Origin of the sequence: Kolteria novifilia (assembly GCA_007748055.1) — a bacterium.
GTDB classification, from domain to species: Bacteria; Planctomycetota; Planctomycetia; order Kolteriales; family Kolteriaceae; genus Kolteria; species Kolteria novifilia.
The window spans coordinates 981523-999499 of sequence record CP036279.1; the positions used below are offsets into that span (position 1 = coordinate 981523).

The window sequence follows — 17977 nt, forward strand, 5'->3', positions numbered from 1 at the left end:
GTGAGCCAATCCTGCCACGACAAGTAGGAGTTGAGCTCCTCTGAGCAGTTGCCGGACTTGGAGTTGCCCGGAGGCATGGAGCCCAATGGTTGGGTGGTCTTTCCCTCCTCGATAGACGCTCCCCGCGACTCCAGGAACTGTTTCCAGTCAACTTTGGGTTCCCTGGGTGGCTGCGGGGCGTCCCTGAGACTCGATCGGAGCCGCGGCGGAATCGTACAGCTCGATGAGATTCGAACTCATCGCCCAGTCGCGAAACTCCTCGTGCGTCCGTTCGGGAGACGCGTTTGGTGTCGCGACACGGAAGAAGTGGCTCAAGACATCGTCCTGCACACGATCGTGCCAGGACTCGACGGCCGTGGTGGGCTTTGTCTTCTGCTTGCCCATCCTGGCCCGTGCCGCCTTTGTCGCCGCTTCGTGCTTCTTCTTGGCCTCCTCCATCAGTTCCGGGGCGCTGTTGACCTTCTCCCGCAACTCCTCGGCGCTCTTGTAGGTCGTCTCGATCTCGGGAGCGATGGGACCATCGACGAGCTGACTTGGTCGACTTACGATGAAAACGATCGGCTGCTGAGCGAGATCACCGATCTCGATGGCGACGCCATCCCCGACCCCGCCGTCAACTACACGGCCAACTGGACCTACGACGCCGCCCACCAGATCCAGACCGCAACGGATCGGACATCGCCGACAGATATCCTTTCGTCCTACGATTACGACTACGACAAGCTCGGTCGCGTGACGACGATTGACAACGACGGGACGCCCGGTCCGAATGTCATTCTCAACCAGGAGTACGACCCCAACGGCAATCGGACGCAGCTCTCCGCGACCATCGATGGTGCTGCTGACTTCACGAACAGCTACGCTTACGACGAGCTGAATCGGATGACGAGCGTCACCCAATCGGGGCCGAATGTGGCGGAGAAGCGGGTCGATTTCGCGTACGATGGGATCGGGCAGTTCACTCAGATTGACCGTTACTCCGACTTGGTGGGCACGACCTTGGTCGCCTCCAGCACCTACGGCTACGACACCCTCGGGCGTCTCGAATCCCTGGCCCATGTCAACGGTTCAGGACAGGTGATCAATACGTACACCTACACGTTCGATGCACTCAATCGCATCGACACCATGACCTCCATCGATGGGACGGTCGACTACACCTACGATGAGGAGGACCAGCTCACCGCCGCCGATCATGTCGACGCCATTCAGTCCGACGAATCCTACGTGTACGATGCCAACGGCAACCGGCTTGACTCCCATCGTACGCCAACCGACTACGACACCGGCCCCAACAACCAGCTCTTGGATGACGGCGTCTACACCTACGCCTATGACGATGAGGGCAATCGAACCTCCCGCACCGAGATCGCGACGGGCGAGGTGACGGAGTACACTTGGGACCATCGCAATCGTCTCACGCGTGTCATCTCCAAAGACGATCAAGACGCCATCATTCAGGACGTGCTTTACGCCTACGACATCGCCAATCGCCGCATCGCCAAAGAGATCGATTGGGACGGCGCCGGTACGGGATCCGAAGAGACCGAACGATATATCCTCGATCAGGCCGAGTTTCCTGTTGCCTATGCCGCAACGACACAAACGCCATTAGACAGCATTGTTCTAGTCTACAATGACGCAACTGACACGCAGACTCGTTTTCTTCATGGACCGGACATCGACCAAGTACTTGCCGAGGAAACTGTGACGGAAGTCGTCTGGTCTCTTCCTGATCACCAAGGCTCTATCCGTGACCTCGTTGTTAGCGATGGGCAAGTAACAGAAGAAAGACACGTTATCTACAACGCCTTTGGCGAGATCATCGATACAGAACATCCAATAAGCGAGATTCGATTTGCATTCACAGGTCGAGAGTATGATGCCGAAACAGGCCAGTACTACTATCGCGCCCGCTACTATGATGTGCAGAATGGCCGCTTCATTGCCGAGGACCCAATGGGGGTCGAAGAGTCTCCAAATCTGTCGGCATACGCGCACAACAGTCCGATTGGGTCTCTGGATCCCTCTGGAATGATCCGTGTGTCCAGTGATCCACGCAATCCGACTTTCGTTGCAACGGGGATCCGGCGTTGTCAAGGGCGAGTTCCGTGTTGTGGCGGATCGGCCATTGCATTGCACGTTTTCCTGAACTTTGATGATGTAGACTATGGAATTGAACTTCGCCCTCGGACACCATGGTGGCACTTTGGGAATGGCCCCGCAGTGCAGCGAGGCGGGCGTGAGGGTAATATATATCCAAGAGATAGAGATCAGCGTCCGTGGACACAGAACTTCCGTGTTTGCGAACACTTAATAGTGAACCCATACTGTTATGACCTGCAACGCATCCGAGACGCGCTTCGCAGAAGTCTTCCAAGGACTCCTTCTCAGTATTCGGTCATCGGATCTGAGCACAACTGCATTACGTACCGCAACCAGCTGATAAACGATGCTCTCCATGCGGGTGCGCGTATGGTTCCGGGCACCAATCATTGGAGGTGCCAGGGAAGGCGGTGGCAGCATAGCCACAATGCAAGAAGATGGTTCTGATTTTGACAATCGAAGGATCGATCGATAATACAAGGACATCGCGAGCAATGAAGCCACAACAAACAAGGCGGTTCCGTAACCCTACATGGATACACGTGCTACTTGTAGCGGCCCCCGGTTACATCGTCAGCATTCTTGGAGCGCTCATAATGTTCGTTAATGCGGAAAACACTTCGAAACGAGATGTGTCGCTACAAGTTGCTGGCGTTATGACAAGAACGTTTCTGCAGTCCAAATCGGTGTCCGTTGATAGTTTTGTTCAATACGCTAGTAATGTACAGGACAGGTACAAAGGATGGGGCCTTGCTACATTTGTCCAGGCTTGCCGGGATCCATCCCATTTCCCCGCAGTGTCCCGGAGTGTTGATGAGTTGCTCGAGAACAACGATAGAGATTAGATGTGGTGGTTCAGGTCCTGATCGCATTCGCTAACGAATAGGGCTTTGGCAAGCCAGCCGTCAGAATGCGGTAACACCGAGTCACAGGAAATGTTCGAGGCGAACGGGAACGAAGTGGGTTGGCTGCTTCGACGACTTCTTAGGTAGTCTTCGGTGGGGCACCGATAGTTCAACGGAATGACGCGAGTCACCCAATCGGGGCCGAATGTGGCGGAAAAGAGGGTCGATTTCGAGTACGATGGAGTCGGACAGTTCACGCAGATCGACCGTTACTCCGACTTGGCGGGCACGAACTTGGTCGCCTCCAGCACGTACGGCTACGACACCCTCGGCCGCCTTGAGTCCCTGGCCCACGTCAACGGCTCGGGACGTGCGATCAATACGTACGTGAGCGTTGCAACGGTGGCGTGTGGTGCGGGAAGCAGGAGCCGATGACGACGGGGAACCGGTCACCGATCAACGAGGAGTGGCTGCATGGGCGCGGCGTTGGGCTCGGCGGGCGCGTTTGCGGTCGGCGCGTTGACGGGCTTCGTCGGCGCGTTGACGGGCTTCGTCGGCGCGCTCTTGGAGACGATGCTGGGGGTGCTCGTCGATCCAACGGTCGGGTAGCAACGAAGGGAGATCCGAAGCCGAGGTGGTCGGCAGGCGGGTGTAGACATCGCGGAGGTAGGCGAATGGATCGACGTGATGGCGGTTGCAACTCTTGGTCAGCGTGAAGAAGGTGGCGGCGGTCTCGCCTCCTTGGCTGTTGCCGAAGAAGAGCCACGCCTTGCGGCCGAGGACGGCGTACTTCAGCGCCGCTTCGGTGCGGTTGTTGTCGATGGGAATCGCCCCATGGTCGAGATAGCACGCGAAGGACTGCCAGCGGTTGGTCATGTAAGCGATGGCGGCGCGCAGCTTCGACTTGGGAAGTTCCCGCTCGCTTTGCTCGAGCAGCCACTGATGGAACTCGGTCACGATCGGCTTGGCTTCGCGTTGCCGCAGGGCGCCGCGTTGTGACACACTACTGTCACGGGCGCGATCTTCGATGTCGTAGAGCCGCTGGAAGTAGCCGAGGGCGGTGTGCGTCCGCACGCTCGGCGCGCTGAAGTGGATCTCCTCGAACTTGCGGCGTGCATGAGCCCAGCAGCCGACGGGGACGATCCGGTCGTCCGCCGCGGCGATTCGCTCGTAGCAGGTGTAGGCGTCCGACTGCAAGTAACCCTGGAAGCCGGCGAGGAACTCGTCGGGACCATCGCGGCTGCGGTCGGGCGTGAAGTGGAAGCAGTCGTAGGGATGGGCATTGTCGCCGACGGTGCTCCAGAGATAGGTCTTGGTGCAGCCAGGCGGCTCGCCCGCCAACATCTTGACCGGCGTTTCGTCGCAGCCCAGCACCTCGGATTGCAACGCCAGCCGACGCATGAGTTCGACCAACGGCGCGACCGCCAAGGCCAAGGCGAAGAGCCAACGCTGTTGGGTGCCGCGGCCGATGCGGCAGCCGTGGCGAGCGAGGATGTCCTCTTGTCGGTAGTAGGGCAGATGGTCGGCGAAGCGACTGGCGGTCAGATGAGCCCAGAAGCCGGGGCCGGCGTAAGCGTCGATCAACTGCGGCGGTTTCTTCGCCGTGGCGATCGTCGTCTCGCCCGATGCTTCGTCGCGAAGGATCACCTCTTGGTAATGTTCGATCACATGGATCGAAGCGGGCGTGAACTCCAGTTGCTCGCTGGTCTTCTTGAAGAACCGCCGGGCGGCCGGATCGCTCCTCAGCTCCTCGGGAACCTCGTGCTCGTCGAGTTCGTGGCGGACCGTCTTGCGCGGCAGCAGGTCGGGGAAGAGACGCCGGCCGCGTCCCTTGCTCGTGCGGCGTTCTGGTGACGGTTCGTCGTCATCGCTCTCGTCGTCGTCGCCGGAGCCTGAATCGTCGTCCGCCCCGACGATTGTCGAGTCGAACAAAAGCCCCTGCTGGGAATCGTCGACGAAGCGTTCCCGCCGCCGGCCGTACAAGGTCCGCTTGAGCAAGTCGACGTCGCTCTGCAAGCGATCGATCGTCTCCTGCTGCTGAGCGATGATTGCTTGTTGTTGGGCGATGGTCTCTTGCTGCTGGGCGATGACGGCGGCTTGCCGTCGGCGCTCCCGATCGAGTTCGAGGATCAACTCGTGGCAGGCGTCGATGTCGCGAGGGAGGTTCACGTCGAAGGCGTCCATCAAACCGATCTCAGTTGTCGCGGGGACACCCTAGCACGTCGGCGTCGGAGGCGCCAGAGCAGTTTCAGCGATTTCGACGGAATGACGAGAAAACCTGCGAGTCCGCCTCGTCGCTGCCATCACCATGACATCGTTGTCGCTCGCGAAGAGAACGCCAGGGTCGATCGTCCAACGAGATTGGCAAGCGAAGAACCCAGGGTCCGAGGACAACCGAAGACAAAACTCGGTTTTGGTCGCGTGCCGTCCCATGGCTTCCAGGCTCTCGCCGCCGTGACGGGGAACTGGCGATCCGAAGGAGCAGCGGCGCGTCCTGGCTCCGCGGAGCGGCGAGCATCATTCGGGAAAGAGTGAAGGGAAGTCACGAACGACGGGACGACGGCGTGTCACGGTGCTGATCGGAGACTTGAAAGCGTTTGCGATGCCGGACCGAGGAGAGGTCGATGCCCTCGAGAATGAGTGACAATTGTCCGGCAGTGATCTCGAGGCCGGCCTCATCGTCGGCCGCCTGGACGTCGGGAAGCTGATAGCTCCCTTCTTCCAGCTGCTGATACCAAATGCAATAGCCGACGCCGCCCCAATAGAGCACCTTGAGGCGATCCCGGCGGCGATTGATGAAGACGAACAAATGGCCCGAAAGCGGATCTTGCTCGAGCACCGATTCCGCCAAGGCGATGAGCCCATGAAAGCTCTTACGCATATCGACCGGTTCCCGGGCCAGAAAGATCCGCACCTGATGAGGGACCGACCACATGCTCACTCCTCCTCGACGCTATCGAGGGCCGCAAGCACTTTGCGCAACGCGTCGCTGTCGACTTGGGCCGGCGCCCGCACGATGTAGCCTCGGGGATGAACGATCTCGATCACGCTCGTCGATTCGGGGACCACCCGCAACGCCACGAACGGCGACGGACACGTCCCACCGCCATCGACCGCAGGCGAACGTTTCTCTTGTCGATCGCGTCGCTGTAGCTCACGCCGCCAACCGTAGAACGACGCCTCCGAAATCCCCTCTTCCCGGCAGAACACCCGAACGCCCCGCCCGCTCTCCTCTTGCCGACGAACGACCTTCCGCCAATAGGCTTCCTTCTCCGGGCTGCGATCTCGCATCTTCCGCCTCGCGACAAACCAGGGCCAACCAACCCAAGCCTACCGCAATCCACAAGACGCCACCGTTGCAACGCTCACGCTCGGAACAAGATTTGACGTAAGTCATTAGCCGAGGCGGGACTCGAACCCGCACGAGGGAAACCCTCAAGGGATTTTAAGTCCCTTGTGTCTGCCAATTCCACCACTCGGCCAGAGTGTAGATAGATGACGCAACCGTTTGTCGACGTGGTCTTTGCGTATGTCTGCAATCCACATCGGGCCAGGACCGCCAGCAAGGGGTAACGTCGGGGGCAATGTGGCGTCCGGCGTCATTCGTCATCCCACGGCATATCAATCGTGCCCCGTTCGGACTCCGCACTCTGTTCTACGGGCCAATGGACCGGATTTCCCTGATGATCGCGACCGTGTCCCTGCCTCGCGAGAACCATCCCTCACCATCAACCGATATTGGCAACCGCGCGACCGAGCACCCGCCACGGACCACGCCTGCATTATAAAGCCCATCGTGTTCCGTGACCCATTCCCCTGCGCTCACGCAGGCCGACATGCTCGAACAGGTCGGCCCAACTTGCTGCTCTCGACGCGCCGCAAGAGGCTCATCCGACGGAATGAACCGGGGCCGACCGCCAGCCAAGAGTCATTTCTTGGTCGATGGTTGGTGGGCAATCCGCCAAGCGCCTGTGTCCGGGGAACTCGGTGCCCCCTCCGCGCAGCCTGCGGGAGTCCCCGAAATAATCACTGGTCCATGACGCTCATTATTCTGCGGCAGACTGACTCTCGTCGCGAGGAGATGGACTCCACCGCAACTGACACAGATATCCTCTGCAAAAGTCTGTTTTGATGCTAGAGTTCATCAGCACCGTAATCTCGCACCCGTCTTGGATTCATGCTGGTGATAAGGTGCAGTCATCCTTTCTTTAGTCCAACCCGCTGCTTGTGGACGAACGATATGAGCGCAATCAGTTCAGACGATCGCTCACGGATCTTGGTCATTGACGACAATCCTTCGATCCATGATGACTTTCGCAAGGTTCTCGCAGAGAACCCCCAATCCCAAGATCTCGAGGACCTTCGCGCGGCGATCTTCGGCGAGACCCACGAGAAGACCTCCTGCAAGCCGCGTCAGTTCGAGATCGACTCGGCCCACCAAGGGAAGGACGGGTTCGAAAAGCTGAAGGAATCCCTCGAACGTGGGTCGCCTTACATCATGGCGTTCGTCGACATGCGCATGCCACCCGGATGGGATGGTCTCGAGACGATCGAGCACCTTTGGAGCATCGACCCGGAGCTTCACATCGTCATCTGCACCGCTTATGCCGACTACTCGTGGTCTGACGTGACGCGTCGCTTGGGAAGCAACGACCGCTGGCTCGTCCTGAAGAAACCTTTCGACAAGGCGGAAGTCTGTCAGATGGCCACGGCGATCGCCGAGAAGAGACGACTCGCCGAGCAACTACGCGCCCATCTTGGCGATCTCGAAGAACGGGTCGACCAGGGAACGAGCGCCCTTCGCGACCGCGAACAACGAATGCAGGCAATGTTCAACACGGCACCCGATGGCATCATCACCTTTGACGCTCAAGGAGTCTTGGAGACGGCCAACACCGCCGCTTCGCTCCTTTTCGGCTACGGTCGCAACGAGGTGGTGGACAAGCAAGTTGCGGAGTTGTTGCACGACGCCGACCCGAAGTCGACTGGAGACATCGGCGAACTCTTACGAATGGACTCGACGAACACACCGATTGGCCGCGAGATCGAGTCGGTTCGTCGCGATGGAAGTGTCTTTCCGGCGCACTGGACAATTGGCTACGTCTCCGAATCGGATCGACCATTCTACATCGCCATCGTCCGCGATCAGACGGAGCACAAGTTGCTCCAGTGCGAGTTGGCTCAAGCACAGAAGCTTGAATCGGTGGGACAGCTCGCGGCGGGGATCGCCCACGAGATCAATACGCCGATGCAGTATATCGGAGACAATGTCCGCTTCCTAAGAGATTCGTTCGCGAACCTGAGTGAAGTCATCAAGGCATTCGACTCCCTTCTCGAGGAGTGCAAGGCCAAGAAACTCGCCCCCGACCAAACAACCTCCGCCGATCAAGCGACGGACTCCGCGGATGTGTCCTATCTCGTCGAAGAGATCCCCGAGACCATCGAACAGACCCTCGACGGAATCGAGCGAATCGCGACCATCGTCCGCGCGATGAAAGAATTCTCGTATCCGGGCGCCGAGAAGAAGACTCTCGCCGACATTCACGAGTCGTTGCGAACGACGATTACCGTCGCACGCAATGAGTGGAAGTACGTGGCCGAGGTCGAGACCAACTTTGAACCGAACATGCCCTTGGTTCCCTGCCTCGTCGGGGAGTTGAACCAAGTCTTTCTCAATCTCATCGTCAACGCGGCCCACGCGATCGAAGATGCGAACGCCGACCAGCCGGAGAAAAAGGGCACCATCCTGATCGAGTCTCGCTGTGAGGATGGGTGGGCGGAAATTCAGATCAGCGACACCGGCACCGGCATCTCCACGGAGAACGTTGGCCGGGTCTTCGATCCGTTCTTCACGACAAAGGATGTTGGCAAGGGAACAGGCCAAGGACTCGCCATCGCCCGCTCTGTTGTCGTCGACAAGCATGAGGGAACCATCGACCTGCGCACCCAAATGGGAAAGGGAACCTCCTTCCGCATCCGGTTGCCCCTCGAACACGCTTCGGTCGATTCCAAGAGCCATCCACCGCGGGAGGAATCTCATGAAACGCATTCTGTTTGTTGACGATGAGCCGAATATCCTTACCGGGCTTCGACGAGCTCTGCGCGGATACCGGCACGAATGGGCCATGGATTTCGCCGTTGGTGGCGAGGAAGCGCTGCGCCGGCTCGCGGAACAGCCTGTCGATGTCGTCGTCACCGACATGCGTATGCCGGGAATGGACGGCGCTCAACTTCTCAAACGGATCGCGGCCTCCCATCCCAACGTCGTGCGCATTATGCTCTCCGGTCAGTCCGACCAGGAAGGCATTCAGCAATCCGTGATTCGCACTCACCAATACTTCTCGAAACCGTGTGAGCCGAACGAGTTGTACCGCGCGATCGAACGATCATGCTCGTTGCGCGATCGACTTTCCAACCCCACACTCCAACAACTCATCTCTCAGACGAGTAGCCTTCCAAGTCTACCGGAAATCTACACCAAGTTGATGGTAGAGTTGCAGTCCCCCGACGCATGCGTCAGGTCCGTCGGACAATTGATCTCTCAAGACGTCGCGATGAGCACCAAACTCTTGCAGTTGGTCAACTCCTCCTTCTTCGGTACCAAGATTCGGGTGGAAAGCGCCTCACAAGCGGCGGCACTCTTAGGCCTCGATGTCCTAAGACCCATCGCTCTCTCTGCTGGAATCTTCTCCCAGTTCGACTCGTCGTCGAGTCAGAGCTTCTCCGTCGAGTCTTTCACGGACCATTGTGTCGCCGTCGGTCGAGTGTCGGCGGTTATCGCCAATGACGTCGGCGCGCCAAAGCAGGTTGTTGATGATGCCCAAATGGCCGGACTCGTTCACGACATAGGCAAGCTGTTGATGGCCTCGCAACTCAGCGACGAGTACGACTCGATCCTGGAAGAGGTTCACTCGGGATCGGGACGCGCCTGTGAGATCGAGGCGGAGCGTTGGGGAACGACGCACGCCTACGTCGGCGCTCACCTTCTCGGACTCTGGGGGCTTCCCCAGCCAATCGTGGAAGCCGTCGCCTTTCACCATGACCCGTCGGATTCCTACGTCGAGGAGTTCACCCCGCTAACGGCGGTCCACATTTCCAATGCCTTCGTCAACGAAACGGGACTCCGAAGTCCAGGTGGCGAGGAACAGCAACTCGATCTGGCATACATCGAGCGTCTGGGGCTGAGCGACGCCGTCGCTAGGTGGCGGGAAGAGATTCATGAGATGGCCGGAGAAGGGATGGAGACATGAGCAAACGGGTACTCTTCATCGACGACGATCCCAATGTTCTTCACAGCGTCAAACGGACTTTCCGCAAGCGGTATGAAATTGACACGGCCCCGTGCGCGAGCGAAGGTGTGGCCGCCGTCAAGGAGAAGGGACCGTTTGCCGTCGTGATCAGCGACATGCAGATGTCGGTGACAAACGGTGTCGAATGCCTCAAGCAGATCCAGGAGCTCTCTCGCGACACTGTTCGAATCATGCTCACGGGCAATGCCGATCAAAGGACCGCCGTGGAGGCGGTCAACGAGGGGCACATCTTCCGGTTCCTCAACAAGCCCTGCTCGGAAGAACAACTTGGCAAGGCGATCGATGCCGGTCTGGAACAATATCGACTGGTCACGGCCGAGCGCGACTTGCTCAGCAAGACTCTTTCGGGCAGCCTGAGCATCCTCAGCGAGGTCCTTTCCGTCGTCAGTCCCAAGGCGTTCGGGCAGTCAGGGGATATCCGCCTCCTAGCCCGAGCGCTCTGCGCTCGGCTCGACGTCGCGAACGCCTGGGAGATCGAGGTCGCTGCTTCCCTCTCCTCGCTCGGTTTCATCGCCGTTCCCGACGCCACTCTCGAACGCGTCGCCGCCGGTCATCCTCTATCGACGGAGGAACAGCGACTCTTTGACATTCATCCGGCGATCGGAAGCAAGCTCGTGGCGAAGATCCCACGACTTGAACAAGTCGCGGAGTACATCGCGAAACAGAGTGATCCACTCTCCGGAGATCGCCCTCCCTTGGGGGCAAGAGTCCTGAGAATCGCTCGGGACTTTCTTCAATTCCGCACGAGAGTGCAAAGTGACGAAGAAGCCATCGAACTCATCCACGCCAATCGCGCGCAGTACGACAATCGCCTCATCCACGAGTTGAAAGTCATTGTCTCTTGGAACTACACGGTCAGCTCGGTGACGTTGGAAGACCTCTGCGAAGACATGATCCTCGATGAAAACCTTTGCTCGGACGCCGGAGAAATCCTCATCGCCGCCGGGCGGCGGATTGCTCCGGTCTTTTTGGAGCGTTTGCGAAACTTCGCCAGGCATCGCCGAATTCGAGAGCCCATTCGTGTCCGGATTCCCATGGCGGAATGGTCCGACTCGAACACCCCGAACGAAACAAAGCTCGCCGTGTCGTAAGTCGCGGCGTGGAGGCCGTCACCACTTGTTCGTTTACATTTGGTGTCCCGACCTCATTCGGACCAGCCCAATCGCTCAGCACCTCAAGGCCTTCCAGCCCCAAAGAGGAGAGGTTTGCCGTGCCCGTGCCAACCGCTGAATCGTCAGCAACCGCGACGAATCCTACCGTTCCGCTAGTCGCTGTCGCCATCTGGATCGCCGCGACGACAATGGGCATGCTCGGTCTCATCTCCTATTCCAACACGCCGGGAGAGAGTGCGGAGGTCCCCATCGTTTGGCCCCGCGGCGCAAGGGTCAATCTGGCCGCCGAGGGACCCACCCTGCTCACGTTTGTACATCCAAAGTGCCCATGTAGTCGGGCCACCCTCGCGGAGTTGGCAAGAGTGCTCTCCCGTTGCGCGTCCTCGCCAACCGTCGAATGCCTCTTCTACTGCCCCGACGATGCGACCGCGGATTGGGCCGACACGGACCTGTGGCGTTCCGCCGCCCCTCTTTGCTCCACAACTCCCATCGTTGATGTCGCGGGCGAGGACGCCAAGGAGTTCGGCGCTACCACCTCCGGGCACGTCCTCCTCTATTCGAACGCTGGACAGCTCCGCTTCAGTGGTGGGATCACCCCCGCCCGCGCCCACGAAGGCGACAGTGTCGCCGCCGGCGCGCTTGTGGATTTACTCAACGGCCATCCGGTCGACCATGCCATGTTCCCCGTCTTCGGCTGCCCCATCCATCTGGGAGACGTGAATTGAGGAGCCCGAACGGCATGGCATCGTTTTCACTCAGCGAGACTTCCACGACCGCTGGCTCCCTCGCTCGTCGAGCCGACGAACTCTACGCGTGGCACCAGCAGGTTCTCTTTGCTCAAACCGATCGGCTCTTCGTCGTCCTGATGGCACTACAATGGGTCGGCGGCATTCTCATGGCAGTACTCGTCTCTCCGCAAACGTGGATCGCCCACACTTCTACTCTACATCTTCACGTTTGGGCGGCGGTGTTCCTCGGAGCATTGGTTTCGAGCGCCCCGATCCTGATGGGACTCTACTACCCGGGTGCGGTCCTCACTCGCCATGTCGTCGCAATCGCCCAGGCCGTTTGGTCGGCATTGCTGATTCATCTCTCCGGAGGCCGCATCGAAACCCACTTCCACATTTTTGGATCGCTCGCGTTCCTGGCCTTCTACCGCGACTGGAAGGTCCTGATCACCGCAACCGTGATCATGGCGACCGACCACTTCGTCCGAGGCTTCTGGTGGCCCCAGTCGATCTATGGCGTTTTCCTGGAAAGCCCCTACCGCTGGATCGAACACTCGGCGTGGGTGGTCTTTGAGGACATCTTTCTCATCATTGCCTGTCTCCGCAGTCGACAAGAAGGCCGCAACATCTGCGAGAAACGGGCCGCCCTCGAACTGGCCCACGCGGAAGTCGAAGACCGGGTCAAACAACGAACCAGCCAACTCGAAGAGGCTCGTTCCCAGTTGGAAGTGGAGTTTGGCGAACACCGCAAGACCCAGAAGGAGCGTGAGCAGCTCTTCAGCAAGCTCGCCACCGCCTCCCGCAAAGCGGGCATGGCCGAGTTCGCCGCCGGCGTCTTGCACAACGTCGGCAATGTCCTCAACAGCATCGGCATCTCCACCCATCTCCTCTCCGAAAGGCTGAAATCCAGCCCGGCCGCGGATCTGATTCGCGTTGGCCGGCTCATCGACTCGCAGCAGGATCAACTCGCGACGTTTCTCGCGAACGATCCCCGCGGTCAAAAACTTCCGGCCTTTATCCATCGACTTGGCGAGACCATCATGGAGGATCACCGGCAAGTGACCGAAGAACTCGCGACGCTCGAGAAACATGTCGAGCACGTCAAATACGTCATCAGCGTTCAGCAGAAGTTCGCCAAGACGGAGAGCCTCTACGAACCCGTCAGTCTCGCCGACCTCCTCGACGACGCCGTCAGGATCAACAACGACTCACTTTCGCGGCACGGTGTGGCCGTCGAGCGAGAGTACAAACCGCTTCCCGAAGTCGTCACCGACAAGCACAAGGTGATGCAAATCCTTGTCAATCTCGTGATCAACGCCAGTCAGGCGGCGAGTGCGACGGGACGGATCGATCGCTGGATCAAACTCCGACTCGGTCGATCGGACGATACTCATGTCTTCGTGCAGGTTGCCGACAACGGCGTCGGTATGGAGCCGGCAGTCCTCGCGAAACTCTTTACCCACGGGTTCACGACCAAGGAGAACGGGCACGGGTTTGGACTTCACAGCGGAGCCTTGGCCGCCAAGGAGTTGGGGGGCTCCCTAGCGGCCGAGAGCCCTGGGGAAGGCAAGGGCGCCACGTTCACCCTCTTCATCCCATTGCGATGTGACTCATCGGACGACATCGCCGACCGCCCCCGAGAGTTGGTCGCTCGCGTGTAGGCGTGAAGACTCCATGGCCGTGCTCCACGCGACCGGTGGGCCCACGACCAAACGCGGCGGCCCGAGCAGGATCAACGCCCCGTTTGAGGGGTGAGTCGTCCGGAATGTCCCCGGCAACCGTCCCATTCGCCGCAACAACTCGCCACGGCTCTCTCGAGTCGGCCTCAGAAGACTTGTCGTCAAGTGGTGGGGAACGTAGACTAGCCTTCTTGAATCGACACGCGATCCAACCCATCCCGGAGAGGTGGCAGAGTGGTCGATTGCACCGGCTTGCTAAGCCGGCGATAGGGTTTGCCCTATCCGTGGGTTCGAATCCCACCCTCTCCGCTCCTGCCTGTAGCCTATCGACCTAAACCATGTCCTGATAGGCGTTTGCGTTCCTGAGAGACCTCAGGAAGTTCCCGTTTGTAGCGCTATTTGTAGCGTTTTGTAGCGGTGGGCTTCTCTGAAAGGAACGCCTGGTGTCGTCCCCTTCCGCTTCAAGGACAGCCAAGAAGGCCAAGTCGTTTCGCGTCGGCCGGGTTCGGGTCTATCTCCGTGGCCGCGTCTGGTACCTCTGCTACCACGAGCAGGGCAAGCGTCATCAACCGCGCATCGGTCCCGAGCGTGACGTTGCTCGACAGATGGCTGCCGAGATCAATTCTCAGCTCGAGGTCGGCGCTCCGTCGGCCTATGGCTTCCAGCCCATCTCCATCCCGAACTTGCGGCAAGCTTGGCTTGAGCATCACGAGCATGTCTGGCGATCTTCGCTTCACACGATTCGCCGATACCGGGCTGCCACGGAGCATCTCCTCCGCTTCGTGGACGACGTCCGCCCAGTGCGCCGGGCTTCCGACTTTCGAGCTTCCCACGCCCAGGAGTTGGTGCGGTATCTTCGGCACCTTGAAGTTGCCCCCAACGGTCACCGGAACAGCGCGAAGCGCCGTCTCCGCGACAAGGGCATCAAGTACATCTTGGAAACCTGTTCGACACTCTTCGGATACGCCGCCAAACAGCGTCATTTACCGCCCTACGCCGAGAACCCATTCCAAACGATCGAGATCCACCGCATCCCCGTCGAGGATTCCAAACCGGTCGACGTCTTCTCGCCCGACGAGGAACGGCGCTTCCTCGAAGCTTGCGACGACTGGCAGTTTCCCATCTTCGCGACGCTTCTGCTCACTGGCCTACGTCCCGGCGAACTCACTCATCTGCTCTTGCCCGACAACCTCGATCTCGATCGAGGCTGGCTGTTCGTCCGCAACAAGCCAGGACTGGGTTGGAGGGTGAAAACCCGCAACGAACGTGACATCCCGCTCATTCCTCAGCTCGTCGATCTCCTTCGCGTTGTCATCGGCGAACGTCGTACCGGTCCCATCTTCCAACAACGGCGATGCAGTGACGGCTACACTCCACCCCTTGTCGACCTCTCGCCGATCGCCCTCGAACGCGATGTCGTTCGACGCGCGGATCAGCATCCCAACGATGATCGCAACGCATCGGAGTCCGCCGCAAGGACTGTTTGGCGAGACATCGGCGCCCTGAAGGAGGATTGGATTCGACGGGAGTTCATGCGAGTCGCCAAGAGGATGGGACGCCCCGAGATCACGGCTCCGAAGATGCTCCGCCACACGTTCGCCACATGCCTTCAAGACGCAAATGTCGATCCCCTCATCCGAAACGAGCTGATGGGGCACTCCCCCAGCAGCACCAAAGGAGCCAATGGGCTCGGCATGACCGCGATCTACACCCACACACGCCCCGAAACGAAGAGGAAGCAACTTGAGGATGCTCTCATCTATCGGCCAGCGGTTGCGATGCTGATGGATCGGCTGAAGGGCCAGTCGGCGTGAAGACGAATAGTGCAGGTTGTGGCCGGCACCTACGTGTCCGGCCAAGACGTGGCAAGATGCATGATACCGAACTGGCTAGCAGCCCGTTGATCTATTCGCTGCCGGCTGCGAACGGCTCTCTTGACCAATCTCGGCGTTGGAAAACCTCGACGAATCTACGGATTCGCCTGCGATTTACCTCCTTGATCTTGGCCAACATGGCTCGTTCTCGCCTTGGCCCGCTTAAATCGACGGACTGCTAGATTTCAGGCAGAACAAAGAGAATCGCAATGGCCGGACTTTCGAAGGGGTGGCTTGACTCGGATCGCTTGGCCTGCCCCTTTGGTTTGTACCAGTTGTTTTGAGAGTTTCTGGGCCGAAGAAGGAGCAGGAGACATTTGATGGCAAGGAAGGGTGGCAAGCGTCATAGCCTGGAACAGATTGTGCGGAAGCTTCGTGATGCCGAGGCGATGCAGAACGCGGGCAAGACGATCGGCGAGGTTTGTCAGGTGCTTGGTGTCTCGGAACAGACGTTCCATCGTCGGCGTCACCAATACGGCGGGATGAAGGCGGACGAAGCGCGTCGTCTGAAGGAGCTTGAGCAAGAGAACGCGAAGCTCAAGAGGCTACTTGCGGAGGCGGAGCTGGACAAGGCGATGCTCAAGGAGTTGGCCAAGGGAAACTTCTAAGCCCTTCGCGTCGGCGGGCGGCGGTCGATCGTCTGGAGAAGTCGTTCGGGGTGAGCGAGCGTCGCGCTTGCGAGGTGGCCGAGCAGCCCCGGAGCACGCAACGTTACCAGCCACGCGTGTCGAGTGACGAAGGGCCCTTGGTGTCTCGGATGCTGGAGTTGGTTCGGAAGCATCCCCGTTACGGCTACCGCCGGATCTGGTTCCTGCTTCGTCGGGAGGGCTTCCGGGTCAACCGCAAGCGGATCTACCGGCTCTGGCGGTCCCAGGGCCTGAAAGTGCCGAAAAAGCAGCGAAAGAAGCGTCGACTGGGAAGCAGTGCCAACAGTGTGACACGTCATCGCGCGGAGTACAAGAATCACGTGTGGTCGTGGGACTTCATTCACGACCGGACGGCCTCGGGAGTGCCGGTGAAGATTCTGTCGATCGTGGACGAGTACACGCGTGAATGCTTGTCGCTACGTGTGGGTCGGCATTGCCGGGCGGAGGATGTGTTGGATGTCCTGGCGGGGTTGTTCGCCGAGCGTGGATTGCCGGGGCACATTCGTAGCGACAACGGTCCTGAGTTCATCGCGGAGGCGATGCGGCAATGGCTACACCGGATGGAGGTCGGGACCCATTACATCGCCCCGGGAGCCCCCTGGGAGAATGCCTATGGCGAGAGTTTTCACAGTCGCTTGCGGGACGAGTTCTTGAACGTGGAGGAGTTCGCAAGCATCGGGGAGGCCCAAGGGTTGGCGGCGCAGTGGAAGGAAGATTACAACGAGCGTCGTCCTCACAGCAGTCTGGGGTACCGAACCCCGGCCGAGTTCGCGCGGACGTGTGCTGCTTCCGCTCGGGCTACGCCCTCTCTCCAGCAGCACACGTCGGACCAGGTCCCGATACTCTCATAACAACTGGTACAAACCAAAGGGGCAGGCCACGGATCTTGATTCGGGAAGTGCTCTTTCCCCTGGCCGATCGTTTCCCGACTGCCGAGGGCGACATCGGCTTCATCCATGGTCGGCTACACAGTTTTCGGCACTTCTTCTGTTCGATGTGTGCCAACCGTGGGGTAGGACAACAAGTAGTGAGGCGATGGCTCGGCCACAAGGAGAGCCGGATGGTCGACCACTACTACCACTTGCATGACGACGAGGCGCGCCGCCAGATGCAACGCCTACGATTGTTTGGGGAGGCCGACGGTAACGGTGCCGTCGGCCAGTGACTTGGAGTCCGATACCGAGGTCCCGAGAGCCAAGGTGAGAGGGGAGAAAGCAGCAGATTTGGCACAGTCCTGGCACAGTCGACTGTGCCAAGGAATTCGGCTCGTCCTAACTCTTTATCAGAAAGGAGGTAACGGAAAGGAGGACGGGACGAACGGAGAGGGTGGGATTCTCTGAACGCCTGCCCGATGCTGATCACTGTTTGTAGCAACTCTCACCATGGTAGCGGGTTACACATGATCCCGCAACGATGAAATTGACTTCGGGAGCGATCTGCCGCAAAGTCTGGCGCTACAAAACCGCCACAAGCTCGTCGAAGGAAAGAAATCCAGGCAACGCGGACCCTGGCGACCTGGTAGGTGATGTCGGTTCATGGCCGATGACGGGCAACGTCGAGGGCGAGGAAGTTGCCGGGTGCGCGAAGGTGTGGTCGAGGGTCGAGCAGTGGGTGGTGCGGGAAGGACTTCTCATCGGCCGGGTAGATCACCCGGAATAGGAGGCGTCTGCGCTCGG

General features: G+C 59.4%; 13 protein-coding genes and 2 tRNA genes. 11 read left to right on the top strand and 4 right to left on the bottom strand.

Annotated features, from left to right (window positions below):
* Positions 1 to 306 precede the first annotated feature (306 nt).
* Together Pan216_RS03650 and Pan216_RS03655 are read left to right on the top strand one after the other, a co-directional pair.
* Entirely contained in the window at positions 307 to 2553 is a 2247-nt protein-coding gene (locus Pan216_RS03650) for an RHS repeat domain-containing protein (RefSeq protein ID WP_419193218.1), read from the top strand.
* A gap of 575 nt (positions 2554 to 3128) precedes the next feature.
* The gene (locus Pan216_RS03655; protein ID WP_145254966.1) at positions 3129 to 3386 is read left to right on the top strand and encodes a hypothetical protein; all 258 of its coding nucleotides are present in this window, start codon (positions 3129 to 3131) and stop codon (positions 3384 to 3386) included.
* A 21-nt stretch (positions 3387 to 3407) separates the two neighbouring features.
* On the opposite strand, the gene tnpC is transcribed toward Pan216_RS03655, so the two are convergent.
* The 4 genes from tnpC to Pan216_RS03675 all read right to left on the bottom strand — a co-directional run bounded on the left by tnpC (position 3408) and on the right by Pan216_RS03675 (position 6433).
* Positions 3408 to 5135, bottom strand: a complete 1728-nt coding sequence (gene tnpC / locus Pan216_RS03660) for an IS66 family transposase (protein ID WP_145254969.1) — start codon at positions 5133 to 5135, stop codon at positions 3408 to 3410.
* Between the two features lie 358 nt (positions 5136 to 5493).
* Entirely contained in the window at positions 5494 to 5886 is a 393-nt protein-coding gene (gene tnpB, locus Pan216_RS03665; RefSeq protein ID WP_145253735.1) for an IS66 family insertion sequence element accessory protein TnpB, read from the bottom strand.
* Positions 5887 to 5888: 2 nt separating this feature from the next.
* A complete protein-coding gene (gene tnpA, locus Pan216_RS03670) occupies positions 5889 to 6242 on the bottom strand; it encodes an IS66 family insertion sequence element accessory protein TnpA (RefSeq protein ID WP_145254972.1) in 354 nt (117 codons plus the stop codon).
* Between the two features lie 106 nt (positions 6243 to 6348).
* A tRNA-Leu gene (locus Pan216_RS03675) sits at positions 6349 to 6433 on the bottom strand.
* A gap of 758 nt (positions 6434 to 7191) precedes the next feature.
* Between Pan216_RS03675 and Pan216_RS03680 the strand changes: the two genes are divergently transcribed.
* The 9 genes from Pan216_RS03680 (at position 7192) to Pan216_RS28020 (ending at position 17466) form a co-directional block, all read left to right on the top strand.
* Positions 7192 to 9012 carry a hybrid sensor histidine kinase/response regulator gene (locus tag Pan216_RS03680; RefSeq protein ID WP_419193219.1) on the top strand — a complete coding sequence of 607 codons (1821 nt, stop codon included), beginning with the start codon at positions 7192 to 7194 and terminating at the stop codon, positions 9010 to 9012.
* Positions 8990 to 10201 carry a response regulator gene (locus Pan216_RS03685; RefSeq protein ID WP_419193220.1) on the top strand — a complete coding sequence of 404 codons (1212 nt, stop codon included), beginning with the start codon at positions 8990 to 8992 and terminating at the stop codon, positions 10199 to 10201. The genes Pan216_RS03680 and Pan216_RS03685 overlap by 23 nt, the downstream gene beginning before the upstream one ends.
* A complete protein-coding gene (locus Pan216_RS03690; protein ID WP_145254981.1) occupies positions 10198 to 11352 on the top strand; it encodes a response regulator in 1155 nt (384 codons plus the stop codon). The genes Pan216_RS03685 and Pan216_RS03690 overlap by 4 nt, the downstream gene beginning before the upstream one ends.
* A gap of 383 nt (positions 11353 to 11735) precedes the next feature.
* Positions 11736 to 12098 (top strand): thioredoxin domain-containing protein, encoded by a 363-nt coding sequence (locus Pan216_RS03695; RefSeq protein ID WP_145254984.1) that lies wholly within the window; start codon positions 11736 to 11738, stop codon positions 12096 to 12098.
* A 14-nt stretch (positions 12099 to 12112) separates the two neighbouring features.
* Entirely contained in the window at positions 12113 to 13762 is a 1650-nt protein-coding gene (locus Pan216_RS03700) for a sensor histidine kinase (RefSeq protein WP_145254987.1), read from the top strand.
* A gap of 238 nt (positions 13763 to 14000) precedes the next feature.
* A tRNA-Ser gene (locus tag Pan216_RS03705) sits at positions 14001 to 14089 on the top strand.
* Between the two features lie 134 nt (positions 14090 to 14223).
* Positions 14224 to 15594: a tyrosine-type recombinase/integrase gene (locus tag Pan216_RS03710; RefSeq protein ID WP_145254990.1), complete on the top strand. Its 1371-nt coding sequence runs from the start codon at positions 14224 to 14226 to the stop codon at positions 15592 to 15594.
* A 380-nt stretch (positions 15595 to 15974) separates the two neighbouring features.
* A protein-coding gene (locus Pan216_RS03715; protein ID WP_419193221.1) for an IS3 family transposase occupies positions 15975 to 17152 on the top strand; the annotation gives its coding sequence in 2 pieces (ribosomal slippage) (positions 15975 to 16248 and positions 16248 to 17152; 1179 coding nt in all).
* Positions 17153 to 17187: 35 nt separating this feature from the next.
* On the top strand, positions 17188 to 17466 hold the full coding sequence (locus tag Pan216_RS28020) for a tyrosine-type recombinase/integrase (protein ID WP_419193222.1): 279 nt from the start codon (positions 17188 to 17190) through the stop codon (positions 17464 to 17466).
* Positions 17467 to 17977 lie beyond the last annotated feature (511 nt).